An 18,636-nucleotide genomic window follows, 5' to 3' on the forward strand; every position below is an offset into this window, starting at 1 on the left:
AATAATCACCATTATTCATTTATCTAATATCATATATTATAAGAATTCTGTGATAACTTACTAAATTAACCTGTTCTTAAAAAATTTATAGTGCTACTAAGTTGTATTATTAAAATTTTCAATATGGTAGGAGGAAATAATATATGAATTCAATATCAGAAGCTATTTTAAATAATGATCATAAACAAGGTCGTAAGAGCAGCGAACCACCCCTAGTTGTTTCAAAATGTGGAGAATCTAGTCAAATAGTACTACCTGATGCCACGCTAGGTGGAACTACTGTTACCACCGCTGTTATAACTATAGACACTTCTAAATTTTGCAACCCATGTACAAAACTTGAATTTACAAGTAATATAATTGGAACAGCTTTTGCTGGAGCTTTAAACTTCCAAGTATTTAAATCCTGCAACAATCAACAACCACTCCCTATTGGTGGACAATTTTCTTTTGTAGTACCAGTAGCATCTCTTTTTGCTAATATGTTCACATTTTTTGTATGCGATTGTAATCAATGCTTAAATGAATGCTGTACTTATACTGTAATGGTGACAGTTGGCGGAGTTAATATTACGGGTAATGTTGGTATTTTCGCCGCAAGGTTAATGGCAACCACCGCAGATAATCCAGATCTATGCTGTTAAATAATTTTCAAGAAGATGCTATAACTAAATTAACCATACAATCTCTCCTCAGTTGATACACAGTTTTTTCAATTTATGCATTAATCAACTATACCAATTAATTATATTTTCAATCAGCCTATGCCTTCTTTTAGTAACTGCACCCTGCGACATATTAAACTTCATCCCCACCTGCTAGTCTGCCTTTTTATATTTGTATTTCTCTTTAAGAAATTCCTGGTCCTTTATATTGACCTCAATAACCACATTGTTGGCTCCCATATTTCTAAGTGTTTCCTCTTATAAATGTATTAAAGTTATAAAGGCGGGATTTTTAAGTTCAAAATAAACGTGGCAGCCCTTAAAAGACTGCCACAGCGCACTGTTAAGTGCAATGTCAAACTAGTTGACCTGGTCTTTGACCCCACACTCGCCTGCTGGAATTTTCACTACCCGGAATTATCCTCTCATTACTAACCCTCTCGTATTTTTACGGCAGGACTTACTTCTAAGCCGCACCATGCTCATTAAACATTTTATTTAACTTACGTGGATCGTTTCGCCTGCGACTGGCATCGACTTTCAACCACAAACCTAGCTTGACTATTAAAATTATACCCTACTTTTTGCTCCAGTCAATATATTAATTTTTTTTGCTCCATTTTTCAAGAGCTCGTCGCTACAGCAAAAAGCCGTAGCACCAGTAGTTATAACATCATCTATCAATAAAATATCTTTATTTTTAATATAATAATTATCATGAACTTTAAAGCTTCCCTGTATATTGTTCCATCTATCTTACCTGCTCAATCCTATTTGATCTTTAGTATCCTTCGTTTTGGTCAAACAGCATATAACAGGTTTACCAACATATTTTCCCAGGGTTCTTGCCAGGTATTCACTTTGATTGTATCCCCTTTTTTTAAGAGATTTCTTTGTCATAGGAACATAAGTTAAAACATCAAAATCTATATTGCTATTGTATATAGTATCTTTCATATATGAAGCTATAATATCTCCAGATCTAAAAGAATTTTTATATTTCAATTTTATTATAAGTTCCATCATAGCACCTGAATAATATGCACTGCTGTAGCAGCTGAATTCATGATCATAATTTCCAATTTGAAAGCTGTCCCTGCAAATTTTTATATTGTCTTTACACATTTTACATATATTTTCATCATCATATATGTCTTTTTTACACAATACGCATTTTTCATCACCACAATATACCAATCCCAATACACAGTCCAACAAAAACTCTAACTTCTCAATAAACCCATATCCCATGCTTCTCTGTTAAAGTTTCTAGTTATACTTCTGGCCTTTTCCATATCTTCCGTTTCCAAATTGGCCACCAGTATAACCTCTCCCTTTAAATTTTTTTCACCTCTTCTCATATTTCCACATAAATAAACAAACTTTTTATAGTTGAGATTTGTATTATCAGCAAAATACACCATTATATCTGAATTCTTTCCATTAGATAAGATTTGTCGAAAGCTGTCAGTTATTAATATTGAATCCTTTACCTGTAAAAATTTATTTATAGATTTCTTATCGGATTCTTCCTCTGCAAAATATATAATACTTTTACAAAAATTTTTACAATAGTTATGAATATAAGAATAGACATTTTCCACTTTAAATCCGTCTGGCACATATATTATGGCCTTTCTTCCCTCATTTAAGGACCACTTTAAGTAATCATATACTACAAATGGTATGTCTTTATTCATATCAAATCTAGTAAGTATAGTTCTAGGTTCTACTATAGGGCCTTCCTTTGCAATAGGGAAAAACATTTCTCTTCTATTCTTAAGCATATTTTCTATTGAATATACAATTACCCTGCTCTGTTTATGGATTAATTTATCAATTACATGAATTATTTCATACCTGTTATACATGGAAAAACTGTTTATATCATCGTATATAAGCAGATGAAACTTTTCTTTTAATTTTAAAGCATTTTGGAAACTGCATATTTTAAATATACAATTCACATTATTTTCTACATTTCTTATGTAAGCATAATTTCTAAAACCTGTATATTTTTTTATGTTTTTAATTATATCAATGTTATCAGGATTTTCATCTGTAATATAAATTACATTCCTATTTTGTTTAATATATGTGATAATAATATCCATAAAAACTTTAGAGGAATTGTATGGAACGGAAATAACATTTAAAAATCTCTCTCCAGTGCTATCCCATCTAACTATTTCTTTTTCTATTTCCTTCATCTTATGAATAAAATTCATCTTATTCCACAATAGCATCTGTTTCACTCTCCATTATATCCATTATCCTGTGTTTTAATAATGAATATCTTTCAAAGCTTTTATTATTATTTATCATAAAATTCAAGGCTTTCAAATCTCCTACCAGTACTACCATCTGCTTTGCTCTGGTTATAGCTGTATACAATAAATTCCTGTTCATAAGCAAAGGTGGTCCCATAAATATAGGTAAAATAATTACTGGAAATTCACTGCCTTGACTTTTATGTATGGTTATTGCATAAGACAAATCCAGTTCATCTAAATGCATGTTATCATAAACAACCCTTCTGCCTTCATCAAATACAACAGTTACTGTATTTTTTTCTTCATCTATATGGTCAATGCATCCAAAATCACCATTAAAAATTCCCATGCCTTCTCCCGAATTTTCTTCTGAAACTTCAGTCCATTTTAGAGTATAATCATTTTTAATCTGCATCACCTTGTCACCTAATCTAAAAATAGTATTTCCAATCTTCTTCTCATTTTTTTCAAGGGTTTTAGGATTCAAAACCTCCTGAAGTTCTGCATTTAAATTAGACACTCCTAAAATACCCTTTCTCATTGGAGATAGTATTTGAATATGCTGCATTTTGTTCCAGCTTTTATTGAAGTTTGGCAATCTTCTGTTAATCAGACCTATCACTGTATCCAATATATCTGACGGTTCTTTACATCTTATAAAATAGAAATCTTTGAGTTTTCTATTTAAGATAGGCATTTCTCCTGAATTTATCTTATGGGCATTTACTATAATCATACTTTCCTTTGACTGTCTAAATATTTCCTTCAACCTAACTACCTTAATACACTTACTGTCTATAAAATCCCTGAGCACATTTCCCGGCCCTACTGAAGGAAGCTGCTGTGCATCTCCTACTATTATAAGTCTGGTCCCAATTGAAATAGCCCTTAATAAATTATTCATAAGCATTATATCTATCATGGAAGCTTCATCTATAATTACCACATCACATTGAAGGGGTGATTCCTCTCCTCTGGAGAAAAACATGGCTTCTTTATCATTTTCTACCCCCATCTCCAGTAACCTATGTATGGTTTTTGCTTCTCTTTCAGTAGCCTCTGACATTCTTTTCGCCGCCCTACCGGTAGGCGCCCCCATAAGTACCTTATAATTTGCCTTTTCAAATAATTGAATTATACAATTGATTATGGTAGTCTTGCCTGTGCCAGGCCCCCCTGTTATTATTTCTACACCATTTTTTACTGCTCCCCTAATAGCATCTTTCTGAGAAGGTGCAAATTCAATATGATTTTTATCCTCAAATTTTTTAATTTCTTCATTTACATCAAGACCTATATCCTTGTAATCACTGAAAGCAAGAGTTAAAATTTTTTTGGTTACACTTAATTCACAATAATAATATGTCATTGGAAATACACAGAGTTTATCACCATATTGCTCCAATTTTACCTTTCCATTTATAGAGTTTTCATATATATTTTCCTCTAGCTCCGCTTTAGTTACTCCAAGTATGCCTTCTCCTTCTTTAATAAGTTTATCTATGGGCATATAAGTATTCCCTAAACTGCAGAACTGATTTACTACATATCTTATTCCACTTTGTATTCTAAAGGGGGAGTTTCTTTCTATTCCAAGACTCCTTGCTATTCTGTCAGCTGTTTTGAATCCTATACCCCCTATTTCTTCCGTAAGGATATATGGGTTTTCTTTTACTTTGCGTATGGAATCAGATCCAAATTTTTTGTGTATTTTTACACATTGGTTTGGAGTTACCCCATAAGTTTGTAAAAATATCATTATATTTCTTATTTCATTTTGTCTGGAATAAGATTCTGCTATTAAAGCTATTTTTTTTTCTCCTATACCTTCTATTTCCCTCAATCTGTTTATGTTGTCATCCAGTACATGAAGAGTATTTTCTCCAAACTTTTTAACTATCTTCCTGGCAGTAACAGGTCCTATGCCGGATATAATTCCCGAAGATAAATACCTCTCTATACCAATAACAGTATTGGGTACTATTTCTTCACAAACCTGGACCTTAAACTGACGCCCAAACTGAGGATGTAATACCCATTCCCCCAAAACCTTCAAATTTTGTCCTTCCGTTATATAAGGTATGCATCCCACTATAGTTACTGTATCCTCTTTTTCCTTCAACTTAGCAACTACATATCCATTGTCTTTATTTTGAAATATTATATCTTCTATAATTCCCTGCAAATCCTGCATAAGATCTCTCCCACTTTAATAAACATGTAAAAACCTATATCTTTGAATATAATTATAACACATAAGTTTAATTTTAAAAAAGCTCTGTAAATTTGCATACAGAGCTTTTAAAATTCTAGATATATTTTTTTATATCATCAACTTTATTTAATTTTTCCCAAGGTAAATCTATATCGGTTCTTCCAAAATGCCCATAAGCTGCAACCTGTCTGTATATAGGTCTTCTCAAATCCAAATCCCTTATTATAACAGCTGGCCTTAGATCAAATACCTTCTCTACTATGCCCACTATTTCCTCTTCTGATATTTTCCCAGTGTTGAAAGTATCAACAGTTATAGATACAGGTTTTGCTACACCTATAGCATATGCAAGTTGTATTTCCAGCTTATCGGCAACACCAGCAGCTACCAAATTTTTTGCCACCCATCTTGCAGCATAAGCAGCGGATCTATCCACCTTGGTTGGATCCTTTCCTGAAAACGCTCCACCACCATGTCTTCCATATCCACCATAGGTGTCCACTATTATTTTTCTTCCTGTAAGACCAGAGTCTCCCTGAGGTCCACCAACCACAAACCTTCCTGTTGGATTTATGAAGTACTTAGTATTTTTATCCAAAAATTCCGGTGACACAACAGGCTTTATAACATGTTCAATTATATCACTTTCAATTTGTTCTTTAGTTACCAGTTCATCATGCTGGGCGGATACCACTATAGTATCAACTCTAATAGGTTTATTGTCATCATATTCTATAGTCACCTGGGTTTTTCCATCTGGCCTCAAATAACTTAAAGTCCCATCCTTTCTAACCTGTGCCAATCTTTTTGCCAGCTTATGAGCCAGACTTATAGGCATAGGCATATATTCTGGAGTCTCATTAGTGGCAAATCCAAACATCATACCTTGATCTCCTGCTCCTATGGCATCTGTTCCCTCCATCTGTCCTTTTTTAGCTTCCAGGGACTGGTTGACCCCCATAGCTATATCTGATGATTGTTCATCAATTGAGCTCATCACTGAGCAGGTATCACAGTCAAATCCATATTTAGCTCTGGTATATCCTATTTCCCTTACAGTCTTTCTAACTATTTTAGATATATCAACATAACATTTAGTTGATATTTCTCCCATAACCAAAATCATACCTGTAGTAGTAGCAGTTTCACATGCTACTCTTCCGTAAGGATCTTGTTTTAATATAGCGTCCAGAATTGCATCTGAAATTTGATCGCACATTTTATCTGGATGACCTTCTGTAACTGACTCAGACGTAAATAATTTTCTCATTTTCAATACCTCCATACTGTATAAAAAAATAAAAACCTCTTCAAATAAGAAGAGGTTAAATAATTAACTGCTCTCTTATCTTGCAAAATTAACTTGCAGGAATTGGCACCTTGGCAAAATTTCTACTGGTTGCCGGGTTTCATCGGGCCTTTTTCCCTCCGCCTCTCTGGATAAGAGTTTATATTATAGATTTACAATAATTATAAAGATTCTAATAAAACAAAAAACACCCTAACAGTGCTTTTTTATGGTGGAGGAAGATGGATTCGAACCATCGAAGTCACTGACAACAGATTTACAGTCTGCCCCCTTTGGCCGCTCGGGAATTCCTCCGCATTTGGTGCTGGCAGTAGGCTTCGAACCCACGACCTACTGATTACAAGTCAGTTGCTCTACCTGCTGAGCTATGCCAGCTTATTTTGTTATAATGTGGTGGGCACAACAGGGCTCGAACCTGTGACCCTCTGCTTGTAAGGCAGATGCTCTCCCAGCTGAGCTATGCGCCCATAATATTTGGTGGAGGAAGATGGATTCGAACCATCGAAGTCACTGACAACAGATTTACAGTCTGCCCCCTTTGGCCGCTCGGGAATTCCTCCACATTTGGTGCTGGCAGTAGGCTTCGAACCCACGACCTACTGATTACAAGTCAGTTGCTCTACCTGCTGAGCTATGCCAGCCTATTTATTTCATACAATTACGCCCACATAAAACATAAAGGCGTTTAACGTAGTTTAGTATACATTTTTGTGCAATTATTTTCAAATTTCATATTACATTAAAATCTAATGTTAAATGTTTATTCCTTCATGTATCTCATTATTCCTTTAGAAATCATATACCTGTGATTTAGACATAATATTTTACATAATTCCATCATATAAATTATATATAGTATTCTCTTTGGATATTATCCATAGATAGGTATTGCATACATAAAAGAAGGTGAATATATTGAATAAAGTAAAATCTAACTATAAAAATCCATTGGCATATTACGATTTAGCCTATTTTTTAAAGGATCACATCAACAAGGATACCATTATTGTATGTATCGGTACAGATAGATATATAGGGGACTGTCTTGGCCCCTTAGTAGGTACTCTGCTAAAGTGCAAGCACTTTCCTCTGCCAGTTTATGGCACAATTTCAGAACCCATACATGCTTTGAACATTGAGAGTAGACTAAATGAAATAAAGTTACTTCATCCTCATAACAACATTATAGGGATCGATGCCTGTTTAGGAGATTCCAAAACCATTGGAGAAATACAGGTAAGGGACTTTCCCGTTCATCCCGGCAAGGGAGTAGGAAAATCCCTTCCCAATGTAGGGGATTCCTCAATAATAGGCATAGTTGATTCAAATGGCAATGAAGATATATTTAATAATACCAGCAATATACGTTTGAATCTAATTTTAAATATGGCCGAAGTAATACTTTATTCATTAATTCATTCATATTATCTCTATTATAATAATATCTTATTGTAAATATATAGACAAATTTTTTAACACCAATAAAATATCCTCAATCTATTAAGGTTATATCATCACCGGTAAAAATAACTTCCATTTTGTCCAAATACTCAAGAACCTTTCCTGTGCCTAAAGCTACACAGGATATTGGATCTTCAGCTACATAAACAGGCACATGAGTTACTTCCTGTATTAAATCACTTAATCCATTTAGCAAGGCTCCTCCTCCAGTCATAACAATACCTTTCTCAGCTATATCAGCGGATAACTCTGGAGGAGTTTTTTCCAATACCGCCCTAGCTGTATCTGCTATAGAATTTACAGTTTCCTTCAAAGCTATTCTCATTTCTTTAGATGATACTTCCATATTTTTGGGGAGCCCTGTAATTAAATCTCTTCCCCTTATTTCCATACTTATCTCTTCATCTTTGTTAAATGCAGAACCTATATTTATCTTTAAGTCTTCTGAAGTCCTTTCTCCAATCATCAATTTATGTTCTTTTCTAATATATTTCATTATGGATTCATCAAACCTGTCTCCTGCTACCTTAATTGAAGATCTTACTACTATTCCCCCCAGCGAAATTATTGCCACATCGGTAGTTCCACCGCCTATATCTATTACCATACTTCCACTTGCCTTAGTTATATCGATTCCAGCTCCTATAGCTGCAGCTAAGGGTTCCTCAATTAAAAACACTTTCTTTGCCCCTGCATTTTTAGCCGCATCAATTACAGCTCTTTTTTCAACCTCAGTAGCCTCGCAGGGAATACAAATAACTATCCGCGGTGCTGACATTCTTTTTTTTCCACAAGCCTTTTCTATAAAATACTTTAACATCTTTTCTGTTACATCGTAGTCAGATATAACTCCATCTTTTAATGGACGAATGGCAACAATATTTCCTGGCGTTCTGCCTATCATTTGCCATGCCTCTTCTCCCACGGCTAGCACTCTATTTTTACTTTTATCTATGGCAACAACTGAAGGTTCTTTTAATATTACTCCTTTGCCCTTAATGTACACAAGCACTGTAGCCGTACCTAAATCTATTCCCATATCAGTTCCTATATTAAAAAACATCCCTTTTTTCACTCCTAATCTAACTTGCTTTTCATAATAAAACGTAAATTTATTTACTATTTATTATCATATCATATTCTAATTATAATGGGAATGTTTTTAACCTTCAATAGCTTTATATTTCATTTTAGTGGCCTTTCCACCTCTTATGTGTCTTTCTGCTTTATTATAATTCAATATACTCTTAGCCTCTTGTGCAACCTGTGGATTTATTTTAGGTAATCTTTCCGTCATATCTTTGTGTATGGTACTTTTGCTCACTCCAAAAACTTTGGCAGTTTTCCTTATTGTAGCTTTAGAACCTATTATATATTTGGCAACCTCTAAAACTCTCTCTTCAATATAATCTTTCAAATTCATTCAACTCCTTTATACAAATAACAGTTAATAATCAAAACTCTATATACGTAAATACTTACAAGTATTCTTCTATTTAATTTAGAAAATTTTTTAATGTCTAACTTGTCCCTCCATATATAAATATGCCCTTTTATATTTTTAAATTCATTATATATGAGCCATTTCTCTATATTATCCAGAGAAATGGCTAAATATTAGTATTTTATATATTTACCTGGATCAACAAATTCTTTTCCCTTCAAAACAGCAAAATGCAAATGATTCCCATATTTTTCATAGGCTGATCTCAAGGTACTCTTGCCAACTATTCCTATAACTGCTCCCTTTTTCACCATTTGGCCTACACTGACCTTAACATTTGGATCTAAATTAGAATAAACAGTTTTTAATCCATTTTGATGATCTAAAATAATCTCTACTCCATCTTGTGTTGCAGTATTTACTTCTTCTACCTTTCCATCCATTGCCGCAAATACTGGTTTTCCCAAATCAGTTTGTATATCATAACCTAAGTTTGGTCTATAAGTTGCCGTAGAATCCCAATATACCGGATCCTCTGAAAACCCTCTTGCAATAACCCCTTCTACTGGCTTTTGAAATGAAGTACTTACTGAACTTGATACTTCTTTTGAAGTTTTCTGTTGGGCATTTGTATTTGTATTACTGCTCTTTTTAACTTGAAGGGCATTATCATAACTTGAAGAAGACTTATTATCTGCTTTTGCAGTTTGTTTAACTTGTTTTTGTTCTGTAGCTTTACTGTTTTGTAATTCAGCACTTTGGTTCTTGTTATTTCTTGCAGTCAACAGTGCAACTGTTGCCACTATACATAAACAGATAAATAATATTATGTAGAAGCCCTCCTTTTTAAAAAAGTTAACTGCTTTATTTGAAAATTTTTTGTCCATATGAACACCTCCTTTTTGTAGTTTGTCCAGACAATAACAAAAAATACATATTTTATAAATTTTTTTCTAAAATTTTCATAAAAAAATAAGATGAAATTTTTTATCTCATCTTCGTCATATATTGATATATTTTGTTTACTTTAAAAATGAAGTTACATTCTTTAAACTTATACCACTATAATAATGGCTTAATATCTGTATGTAGGTTTTTCCATCCTTAGCCATGGCATTGGCCCCCCACTGACTCATTCCCACTCTATGACCATATCCTAAACATTGAATATAAATTTTGTCTTTAAAGTATATGGTAAAATCTGTAGAATTTAATCCCATAATAGATCTAAATCTGGTTCCGGATACAGTAACCGATCCCAGTTTAATTTCTCTGACGGCCCCCCCTTCTGTTCTTCCTTCTATAGTTACTTCTTTAGACAGATCTTCTGCATTCAATTTTGAACTAGGATAATAAATATTTACTTTATCTATAAAGTTCTTATAGGACATTTCCACGGAAGTTTTATATTTGCGTGCATCTTCTTCTCCTGGGCTTTCTACACTCTTTAAATACCCTTCTCCTTCTTTAAATACATCTTCTGCATTTTCCGTTCTTCCTCCACTTATAGCAAAATAATAAGGCTCCATAACTAATTTACCCTTATAGGCCAATACCTCCCCCGAAGTGGCTTGTACGGCCTGTTCCATCTTATTCCAGTATCCTTCTGCCTTTGCCTTGGGCCATGCATTCATTCTATCCTCTTTACTTTGAAAAACCTGACATGCAACAGTATCACATACATCTGCACCTGTAGTGCTTTTATATTTTTTTCCACCATATGCCTCCATATGGGCAACTCCAAAGGTTCTTGCCGCCACGGCTTGGGCTTTAAGTGCCTCTTCTGAAAATTCCGCCGGCATTTCCCCTGCAACTACTCCCAATACGTATTCCTCTAAATTCATTTCTTTTATTTTATGTTCCTTGGTTATATAGACCTTTATTTTTTCTGCATCACCATTACTGTTTTTAAATATTATATTTTTTGATTTAATTATAAATTTGGGCAAACTATCCTGACCAATTCCTTTTCCCGCCATGAATAGGGAAAGTACAATTATAAAAGCCATACCCATAAATACTAATATAACAAATTTTTTTAAAAAGTTCATAATATACCCCTCTGTTGTTCTCCTTCCATTTACCATCTTATAATATTTTTATTATTAATATGCTGCAAATATTCCATCCCTATTATGAACTGTAAAAAATATGTTTTAATATTATATAAAAAAAGAAGATCTCCTTCAATCTTCTCTTTTTATATAATATTAAATTATCAATTTATTCTCTCAATATCAGCACCCAAGCCCTTAAGTTTTTTTTCAATATCTACATATCCTCTGTCTACATGGTATATATCCATAACTTCTGTTTCCCCTTCTGCTGCCAGACCGCAAAGTATGAGAGCCGCACCAGCTCTAAGATCTGTTGCTCTTACTTCCGCTCCTGTGAGCTTATCAACACCCTCTATAACGGCACTTCTTCCATCTATCTTTATGTTTGCTCCCATTCTTTTCATCTCCACTGCGTGCATAAATCTATTTTCAAAAATAGTTTCAGTTATTATACTTGTTCCCTTAACTGTACATAAAAGTCCTGCCATCTGCGATTGCATATCAGTGGGGAATCCAGGATAGGGCATGGTTTTAATATCTATAGGGTTTAGATCTCTATCACCGTCTACAATTAAACCATTTCCCTCTGGTTTTATATATACTCCGGCTTCAGTTAATTTAGCAACTATAGGTTTTAAATGTTCCTCATTTATACCATTTATTTTAATCTTGCTTCTAGTTATTGAAGCAGCTACCATAAAAGTACCAGCTTCTATTCTATCGCATATGGGTTTATGAGTACTTCCCTTTAGATTTTTGACTCCTATTATATGAATAGTTCCAGAACCTGCCCCAACAATACTCGCACCCATGCTGTTTAAAAACTTTGCCAAATCTTTTATTTCCGGTTCTTCTGCTGCATTTTCTATTATGGTTTCTCCTTCAGCCATTACTGCTGCCATCATTATATTTTCTGTAGCTCCCACAGATGGAAAATCTAAATATATCTTATTGCCTATTAGCTTTTTAGCCCGGGCCTCTACATATCCATGCCCTATATTTACTTCTGCTCCAAGAGCACTAAATCCCTTCAGATGCAAGTCTATAGGTCTAGTTCCAATATTACAACCTCCCGGAAGAGATAATTTAAATCTGCCAAATCTAGATATCATAGGACCCATTATTAAAAATGAAGCCCTCATTTTTTTTACAAGCTCACTACAGGAATTACAATCCTTTATATTGGAAGTGTCTATTATAATTTTATTTGTACTTTTATCTATATTTATATCTGCAAATATACTCCTCAGTATATCACTTATTACAAAAACATCCTCAAGCATTGGAACTTCTTCTATTATGCATTTATCGCCGCTCAAAATACAAGCTGCTATAATAGGCAGCACAGAATTTTTAGCAGTACTGATATTCACTTCCCCATGTAGTTTATTTCCTCCCCTAACTACTATTTTGCTCATAATGTTCCTCCATTCTATAATTGTTGATATGTTAATTATTTTGTACTACTCTATTAGTATGTTGTCATTATTTCCGGAGTTCCCATAATTATATAGGTTCCTGTGGAATATTTTACAACAGAATAATTAAAATCTATAAAATCCCCGTCACTCTGCATTGGATCAAACATATGAGTATTTGCAGTAGAACTGTATCCTCCATTTAAGGGTATGGTTTTAATATTAGATGTACCTATGTTTTTCAAGATATTTTCTAATTTTTTGTTTACAGTCGCAACGTTTCCCTTTTGTGTTTTAGCCTTTACATATTGATAGTATTGGCACTTTTCTCCTATATTAGACAGGCTCTCTTCTATCATGCTTTTTAAATAAGGTAATTTATAATCACTATGTTTTTCTACAACATTAACAGTTATAATATTATGATTTTCATATTTAATACTTTCTATGTAGCCATTTATACAATTACCATCAAATTCTATGGAATAAACGTCATTATTTTTTAAAATATTGTTATTTAATTTTTTGTATTTAAGTAATTTGTCAAATATCTTATTTACAACTTTTTCCCCTGATTCATCAGTATTAAAAATTGCCATTACACCACATTCCTCAGCAGTACTATGAGTATCATCCAGTATATATTTAAATAAATCCATTTTTCTTTCATCTGAAATGGTTTCTTTTTGGGAACTTAAGTTATTCATAGTACTTCCATAAGCTTTCACATAATATTGAAAAGAAAATATACATAATAACAAGCAGAACAATACTTTTATGTTTTTCATATAAACCAGCTCTGTAAAAATGTTTCTCAGAGCCTCCCTCCCCTTTTTTTATTCCTTAAACATTATGGACAGCTTTTATATTAATATTCAAAAAAATAAAAATTCCGTAAGGAGGACTTTATAATAATATATAAATTTACGCAATAAAAGGTGCATATTTTTACACAAAAAAGGCACTGTCAAATTTCATTTATCCAATGATTTTGACAGTGCCTTTTTTTATGTTTCACAAAAGTATTCCGAATTTTATTGTTTCAGGTTAATTCTGGCCAATGCTCTAGCCAATGCCAATTCTGCCCTTTGTACATCAATTCCATCTTTATTACTGGCCAGTCTTTTTTCCGCCCTATTTTTAGCTTCTTCTGCTCTTCCTATATCTATTTCCTCTGGCCATTCACAAACATCACATAAAATCCTTAATTCATTTTCTTTTACTTCCAATATTCCAACAGATGTAAATGCCTTTAGTTTTTTATTATCTTTTTGAACAATTACTGTATCAGCAGGTTTTAAAGTAGTTATCAAAGGCATATGATCCGGAAGAATTGTTATGCCTCCTAAAGTACTTTCCGTTATCACTTCTATGACTTCTCCCTTGTAAAATTCTCTGTCGGGAGTAAGGATAGTTAATTTTAACACTTCTGACATATTAATCTCCTCTTAATCCTGTGCCATATTTTTAGCAGCTTCAACAACTGAGTCAATGGTTCCTTTAAACAGAAAAGCTGCCTCGGGCAAATCATCATATTTACCTTCAAGTATTTCCTTAAATCCTCTTATAGTTTCCTTTATAGGCACATATTCTCCCTTATAACCTGTAAATTGTTCTGCAACAGTAAATGGCTGGGATAAAAATCTCTGTATTCTTCTAGCTCTTATAACTACCAATCTGTCTTCTTCCGACAACTCATCTACACCAAGTATAGCTATGATATCTTGAAGTTCACTGTATCTTTCAAGTATATTTTTAACCTGTGAAGCTATCTTATAATGCTCTTCCCCCACAATTCTAGGATCCAGGATTCTAGATGTAGATCCCAGTGGATCAACTGCCGGGTAAATTCCAAGTTCCGATATGGATCTTGAAAGCACCGTAGTAGCATCAAGATGGGTAAATGTGGTTGCAGGTGCAGGATCGGTTAAATCATCTGCTGGAACATATACAGCCTGAACAGATGTAATAGACCCTTGTTTTGTAGATGTTATTCTTTCTTGAAGAGCACCCATCTCTGTGGCAAGTGTTGGCTGATATCCAACAGCACTAGGTATTCTTCCAAGCAATGCGGAAACTTCCGAACCTGCTTGGGTAAATCTAAATATATTGTCTATAAATAAGAGCACATCCTGGCCTTGATCTCTAAAGTACTCTGCCATGGTAAGTCCTGTAAGTGCAACTCTCATTCTTGCACCAGGCGGTTCATTCATTTGGCCAAATACCAATGCAGTCTTTTTTATAACTCCAGATTCCTGCATTTCATAATATAGATCATTTCCCTCTCTTGTTCTTTCTCCAACACCTGTAAAAACAGACAATCCACCATGCTCTTTAGCTATATTATTTATAAGTTCCTGAATAATTACTGTCTTACCAACACCAGCTCCACCAAATAGTCCTATCTTTCCACCTCTTTGATATGGTGCAATAAGATCTATAACCTTAATACCAGTCTCAAACATCTCAGGTTTGACAGATTGATCTTCAAAACTCGGAGCTTGCCTGTGAATAGGATAATACTTATCTGCTTTTACTTCTCCCTTTTCATCAATAGGCTGTCCTAACATATTAAAAAGTCTTCCTAAAACTGGCTGCCCTACAGGTACGGATATAGGTGAACCCGTATCCATGGCATCCATTCCTCTAACAAGCCCATCTGTACTTTCCATAGATATAGTTCTTACTATATCGTCTCCCAAATGCTGGGCAACTTCTGTAACAATTTTTTTATTTTCTGACTGTATATCTATGGCATTGTATATATTAGGGAGGCTTTCTGTATTAAATTTTATATCTACTACAGGTCCTATGACCTGAACAACTTTGCCTATATTTGGCATCAACGTCCCTCCTTACTTCAGAGCTTCCGCCCCTCCAACTATTTCAGTTATTTCTTGCGTTATGGCAGTTTGCCTTGCCCTATTGTATTTAAGATTCAAATTACTCAATAGATCATTTGCATTTTTAGTAGCCCCATCCATTGCTGTCATCCTAGAAGCTTGTTCACTGACTTTTGAATTTACCATACAATTAAGTATTTTTTGCTTTAAATGCAAAACCACCACATCATCTATCATCTCATCTACAGATGGTTCGAATTTTACAAGAAAATTTCTTTTTTCAGCTTTATTGCTCTCCAATGGGAGTAATTTTTCAACAATTACATTTTGTCTAACCGTGGAAATGAACCTGGTATACACTATGTTGACTTCTCCAACCTTACCGCTTCTGTAAAGATCCAAAGCTTTATATACTATGGTGTCTGCCTCTTTTATTGTAGGAACATCTGGAATATCCACATATTCTGCCTCTGTACTGTAATTGAGTCTTTTAAAATACATTCTGCCCTTTTGGCCTACAGCTATTAAAAGAGATTTTTCCTTGTCTTTTGACATTATGGCATCTGATTCATTAACCACATTGGCATTAAATCCTCCACACAACCCTGTATCTGAATTTAAAGTTATGTAAAGCTTATTCTTGGATCTATTACCATTTATATAAATATTATTTACTTCAGCTTCTAAAACAAATTCATTTACAATAGAACTAAAAAGTTCACAATATTTATTATTTACCTCAAGTTTTTTTCTAACTTTTCTAAGTTTAGAGGTGGCAATAAGTCCCATGGCCTTTGTTATCTTTTGGGTACTAGTTATTGATTTAATTCTTCTTTTAATTGTAACAAGTCCTGCCCCTGCCATACTTCACCTCCCGCAGAGAAAATTATTACTCTGCTAAAAATATTTTTTTGAATTCTTCTATAGCATCATGAAGTCTATCGCTCAATTCATCTGATAAGATTTTCTTTTCAAGAATTTCCTTTCCGATTTCACTATGGTGAGTATCCATATAGTCAAGAAATTCTTCTTCAAATTGAGAAATTTTTTCGACAGGTATATCCATTATATAATTTCTGGAAGCAGAAAATAATATCATTACCTGTTTTTCTACAGGCATTGGCTTATACTGCGGTTGTTTTAATATTTCCGTTAACCTTTTACCCTTTTCAAGTCTTCTCTTTGATTCTTTATCCAAATCAGATCCGAATTGAGCAAATGAAGCAAGCTCTCTGTATTGGGCTAAATCTATTCTAAGTGTTCCTGCAACCTGTTTCATAGCTTTAATCTGTGCATTACCACCAACTCTGGATACCGATATTCCTGCATTTATTGCCGGTCTCTGTCCTGCATAAAAAAGCTCTGATTCAAGAAATATCTGACCATCTGTTATTGAAATAACATTGGTTGGTATATATGCAGTAACATCACCTGCCATAGTTTCTATTATAGGAAGCGCGGTAAGTGAACCTCCCCCCAATTTATCAGAAAGTTTTGCAGCCCTTTCAAGTAATCTCGAATGCAAATAAAATACATCTCCAGGATAAGCTTCCCTTCCTGGCGGTCTGCGGAGTAATAACGACATTTCTCTATAAGCAACAGCATGTTTAGACAAATCATCATATATTATAAGTACATCTTTTCCCTTATTCATAAAATACTCACCCATAGAGCATCCTGCATAAGGAGCTATATATTGAAGCGGTGCCGATTCTGACGCAGATGCAGATACAACTATGGTATAATCCATGGCACCAGTTTCCACTAAATCATTCACTATATGAGCTACTGTAGATTGTTTTTGTCCTACAGCCACATAAATACATATTACATCTTTTCCCTTTTGGTTTATTATAGTATCCATGGCAATTGCAGTTTTTCCTGTTTGCCTGTCTCCTATTATTAATTCTCTCTGTCCTTTTCCAATTGGTATTATGGAATCTATTGCCTTTATTCCAGTCTGAAGTGGTTCTTTAACAGATTGCCTGGTTATAACTCCTGGTGCCACCAAATCTACAGGTCTGGTCTCATTTGTTTTAACGGGACCTTTTCCGTCAATAGGCTGACCAAGAGAGTTTACTACCCTTCCCATAAGCTCTTCACCCACAGGCACCTCTACAACTCTGCCAGTTCTTTTAACTGTATCTCCTTCTTTTATTCCCTCTTCAGAGCCTAAAAGAACACAACCTACATTGTCTTGTTCAAGATTTAAAGCCATACCATAAACATCCTTTGGAAACTCTAAAAGCTCTCCAGACATACACTGATTAAGACCATAAACCCTGGCAATACCATCACCAATTTGAATTATTGTACCTGAATCAACTGTCTCTATTTTCTTTTCATATTTTTGTATTTCATCTTTTATGATTGAAGTTATCTCTTCAGGTTTTACGTTCATAGGCTCACCTCTGTTCTCCCTTAAGCATTATTTTTTTCATTTCAGAAAGTTTTGATTTTACAGTACCGTCAATGACTTCATTGTCTACATCCACATAAACTCCACCTATTATACTTGGATCTATCTCTTCTTCAATCAAAACCTTTTTATTAAACTTTTTTTCCAATTTCTGTATAAGAGTTTTTCTCTCATTATCTTCTAGCGGAATAACTGTTTTCACTTTTGCGACAACAGTATTATGCTTTTCAAGATATATATTTTTCATCTCTTTAAGCTTTCCATCCAGTTGATTAATTCTTCCCTTTTCTATAATAACTAACAGGAATGAAAGTATGTCTTCACTTACCCTGTCCTTAAATATTTCTGTAAACATCCTTTTCTTTTCAGATGTACTGACTTCAGGATGTCGCATAATTTCTAAAAATTTAGTATCTTTATCAATAATATCTACAACCTGTTGTAATTCTTCCAGATACTCTTTTACTTTTCCCTTTCCCTCTGCTATTTCATAAAGTGCAAGGGCATATCTCCTATCTAAATATTCATACAT

The 18,636-nt window shown here is 33.9% G+C and carries 17 protein-coding genes, 5 tRNA genes and 1 riboswitch; of the genes, 2 read left to right on the top strand and 20 right to left on the bottom strand.

All coding sequences use genetic code 11. From position 1 onward, the window contains the following. Positions 1 to 143 precede the first annotated feature (143 nt). Positions 144 to 644 carry a DUF4489 domain-containing protein gene (locus tag AB8U03_RS03580; RefSeq protein ID WP_369703179.1) on the top strand — a complete coding sequence of 167 codons (501 nt, stop codon included), beginning with the start codon at positions 144 to 146 and terminating at the stop codon, positions 642 to 644. Positions 645 to 1,421: 777 nt separating this feature from the next. On the opposite strand, the gene AB8U03_RS03585 is transcribed toward AB8U03_RS03580, so the two are convergent. The 9 genes from AB8U03_RS03585 to AB8U03_RS03625 form a co-directional block, all read right to left on the bottom strand. Continuing rightward, positions 1,422 to 1,883: a ComF family protein gene (locus AB8U03_RS03585; RefSeq protein ID WP_369703180.1), complete on the bottom strand. Its 462-nt coding sequence runs from the start codon at positions 1,881 to 1,883 to the stop codon at positions 1,422 to 1,424. A gap of 5 nt (positions 1,884 to 1,888) precedes the next feature. After that, positions 1,889 to 2,911, bottom strand: a complete 1,023-nt coding sequence (locus AB8U03_RS03590) for a hypothetical protein (RefSeq protein WP_369703181.1) — start codon at positions 2,909 to 2,911, stop codon at positions 1,889 to 1,891. Continuing rightward, positions 2,895 to 5,132: an SF1B family DNA helicase RecD2 gene (gene recD2, locus AB8U03_RS03595; RefSeq protein WP_369703182.1), complete on the bottom strand. Its 2,238-nt coding sequence runs from the start codon at positions 5,130 to 5,132 to the stop codon at positions 2,895 to 2,897. The genes AB8U03_RS03590 and recD2 overlap by 17 nt, the downstream gene beginning before the upstream one ends. Positions 5,133 to 5,247: 115 nt before the next feature. Then, positions 5,248 to 6,423 (bottom strand): methionine adenosyltransferase, encoded by a 1,176-nt coding sequence (gene metK / locus AB8U03_RS03600; RefSeq protein WP_369703183.1) that lies wholly within the window; start codon positions 6,421 to 6,423, stop codon positions 5,248 to 5,250. Positions 6,424 to 6,495: 72 nt separating this feature from the next. Beyond that, positions 6,496 to 6,600, bottom strand: a riboswitch (SAM riboswitch). Between the two features lie 71 nt (positions 6,601 to 6,671). Further along, positions 6,672 to 6,756: transfer RNA gene (locus tag AB8U03_RS03605), tRNA-Tyr, on the bottom strand. Between the two features lie 5 nt (positions 6,757 to 6,761). Beyond that, a tRNA-Thr gene (locus AB8U03_RS03610) sits at positions 6,762 to 6,837 on the bottom strand. Positions 6,838 to 6,853: 16 nt separating this feature from the next. Beyond that, a tRNA-Val gene (locus AB8U03_RS03615) sits at positions 6,854 to 6,929 on the bottom strand. Between the two features lie 8 nt (positions 6,930 to 6,937). Next, positions 6,938 to 7,022 (bottom strand) — tRNA-Tyr (locus AB8U03_RS03620). A gap of 5 nt (positions 7,023 to 7,027) precedes the next feature. Continuing rightward, positions 7,028 to 7,103 (bottom strand) — tRNA-Thr (locus AB8U03_RS03625). 274 nt (positions 7,104 to 7,377) lie between these two features. Between AB8U03_RS03625 and yyaC the strand changes: the two genes are divergently transcribed. Beyond that, positions 7,378 to 7,917 (top strand): spore protease YyaC, encoded by a 540-nt coding sequence (gene yyaC, locus AB8U03_RS03630; protein ID WP_369703184.1) that lies wholly within the window; start codon positions 7,378 to 7,380, stop codon positions 7,915 to 7,917. Positions 7,918 to 7,954: 37 nt separating this feature from the next. Here the strand turns inward: yyaC and mreB are convergent, their stop codons facing one another. The 11 genes from mreB to AB8U03_RS03685 all read right to left on the bottom strand — a co-directional run bounded on the left by mreB (position 7,955) and on the right by AB8U03_RS03685 (position 18,636). Next, positions 7,955 to 8,986, bottom strand: a complete 1,032-nt coding sequence (gene mreB, locus AB8U03_RS03635) for a rod shape-determining protein (RefSeq protein ID WP_369703185.1) — start codon at positions 8,984 to 8,986, stop codon at positions 7,955 to 7,957. 99 nt (positions 8,987 to 9,085) lie between these two features. Further along, entirely contained in the window at positions 9,086 to 9,340 is a 255-nt protein-coding gene (spoIIID, locus tag AB8U03_RS03640) for a sporulation transcriptional regulator SpoIIID (RefSeq protein WP_369703186.1), read from the bottom strand. A 200-nt stretch (positions 9,341 to 9,540) separates the two neighbouring features. Then, on the bottom strand, positions 9,541 to 10,254 hold the full coding sequence (locus AB8U03_RS03645; protein WP_369703187.1) for a peptidoglycan DD-metalloendopeptidase family protein: 714 nt from the start codon (positions 10,252 to 10,254) through the stop codon (positions 9,541 to 9,543). Positions 10,255 to 10,389: 135 nt separating this feature from the next. Further along, complete coding sequence (gene spoIID / locus AB8U03_RS03650; RefSeq protein ID WP_369703188.1) at positions 10,390 to 11,418, bottom strand: stage II sporulation protein D; 1,029 nt, start codon at positions 11,416 to 11,418, stop codon at positions 10,390 to 10,392. A gap of 167 nt (positions 11,419 to 11,585) precedes the next feature. Continuing rightward, positions 11,586 to 12,842 (bottom strand): UDP-N-acetylglucosamine 1-carboxyvinyltransferase, encoded by a 1,257-nt coding sequence (murA, locus tag AB8U03_RS03655; protein ID WP_369703189.1) that lies wholly within the window; start codon positions 12,840 to 12,842, stop codon positions 11,586 to 11,588. Between the two features lie 53 nt (positions 12,843 to 12,895). Beyond that, positions 12,896 to 13,630, bottom strand: coding sequence for a hypothetical protein (locus AB8U03_RS03660; protein WP_369703190.1), 735 nt, complete (start codon positions 13,628 to 13,630; stop codon positions 12,896 to 12,898). Positions 13,631 to 13,876: 246 nt separating this feature from the next. Continuing rightward, a complete protein-coding gene (locus AB8U03_RS03665; RefSeq protein WP_369703191.1) occupies positions 13,877 to 14,278 on the bottom strand; it encodes a F0F1 ATP synthase subunit epsilon in 402 nt (133 codons plus the stop codon). Positions 14,279 to 14,290: 12 nt separating this feature from the next. Continuing rightward, the gene (atpD, locus tag AB8U03_RS03670; RefSeq protein WP_369703192.1) at positions 14,291 to 15,685 is read right to left on the bottom strand and encodes a F0F1 ATP synthase subunit beta; all 1,395 of its coding nucleotides are present in this window, start codon (positions 15,683 to 15,685) and stop codon (positions 14,291 to 14,293) included. 12 nt (positions 15,686 to 15,697) lie between these two features. Further along, positions 15,698 to 16,549 carry an ATP synthase F1 subunit gamma gene (gene atpG / locus AB8U03_RS03675; RefSeq protein WP_369703193.1) on the bottom strand — a complete coding sequence of 284 codons (852 nt, stop codon included), beginning with the start codon at positions 16,547 to 16,549 and terminating at the stop codon, positions 15,698 to 15,700. A 25-nt stretch (positions 16,550 to 16,574) separates the two neighbouring features. Next, entirely contained in the window at positions 16,575 to 18,086 is a 1,512-nt protein-coding gene (atpA, locus tag AB8U03_RS03680) for a F0F1 ATP synthase subunit alpha (RefSeq protein WP_369703194.1), read from the bottom strand. Positions 18,087 to 18,090: 4 nt separating this feature from the next. Further along, positions 18,091 to 18,636: a F0F1 ATP synthase subunit delta gene (locus tag AB8U03_RS03685; protein WP_369703195.1), complete on the bottom strand. Its 546-nt coding sequence runs from the start codon at positions 18,634 to 18,636 to the stop codon at positions 18,091 to 18,093.

It is taken from the genome of Clostridium moutaii (assembly GCF_041205085.1).
GTDB classification, from domain to species: domain Bacteria; phylum Bacillota; class Clostridia; order Clostridiales; family Clostridiaceae; genus Clostridium_B; species Clostridium_B moutaii.

Bases quoted from the DNA above. Each gene is read 5' to 3' on its own strand.
- metK (WP_369703183.1), bottom strand. From the start codon at position 6,423: ATGAGAAAATTATTTACGTCTGAGTCAGTTACAGAAGGTCATCCAGAT.
- murA (WP_369703189.1), bottom strand. From the start codon at position 12,842: ATGAGCAAAATAGTAGTTAGGGGAGGAAATAAACTACATGGGGAAGTG.
- AB8U03_RS03645 (WP_369703187.1), bottom strand. From the start codon at position 10,254: ATGGACAAAAAATTTTCAAATAAAGCAGTTAACTTTTTTAAAAAGGAG.
- AB8U03_RS03660 (WP_369703190.1), bottom strand. From the start codon at position 13,630: ATGAAAAACATAAAAGTATTGTTCTGCTTGTTATTATGTATATTTTCT.
- AB8U03_RS03590 (WP_369703181.1), bottom strand. From the start codon at position 2,911: ATGCTATTGTGGAATAAGATGAATTTTATTCATAAGATGAAGGAAATA.
- recD2 (WP_369703182.1), bottom strand. From the start codon at position 5,132: ATGCAGGATTTGCAGGGAATTATAGAAGATATAATATTTCAAAATAAA.
- atpA (WP_369703194.1), bottom strand. From the start codon at position 18,086: ATGAACGTAAAACCTGAAGAGATAACTTCAATCATAAAAGATGAAATA.
- mreB (WP_369703185.1), bottom strand. From the start codon at position 8,986: ATGTTTTTTAATATAGGAACTGATATGGGAATAGATTTAGGTACGGCT.
- atpG (WP_369703193.1), bottom strand. From the start codon at position 16,549: ATGGCAGGGGCAGGACTTGTTACAATTAAAAGAAGAATTAAATCAATA.
- AB8U03_RS03665 (WP_369703191.1), bottom strand. From the start codon at position 14,278: ATGTCAGAAGTGTTAAAATTAACTATCCTTACTCCCGACAGAGAATTT.
- spoIID (WP_369703188.1), bottom strand. From the start codon at position 11,418: ATGAACTTTTTAAAAAAATTTGTTATATTAGTATTTATGGGTATGGCT.
- AB8U03_RS03685 (WP_369703195.1), bottom strand. From the start codon at position 18,636: ATGTATGAATATTTAGATAGGAGATATGCCCTTGCACTTTATGAAATA.
- AB8U03_RS03580 (WP_369703179.1), top strand. From the start codon at position 144: ATGAATTCAATATCAGAAGCTATTTTAAATAATGATCATAAACAAGGT.
- atpD (WP_369703192.1), bottom strand. From the start codon at position 15,685: ATGCCAAATATAGGCAAAGTTGTTCAGGTCATAGGACCTGTAGTAGAT.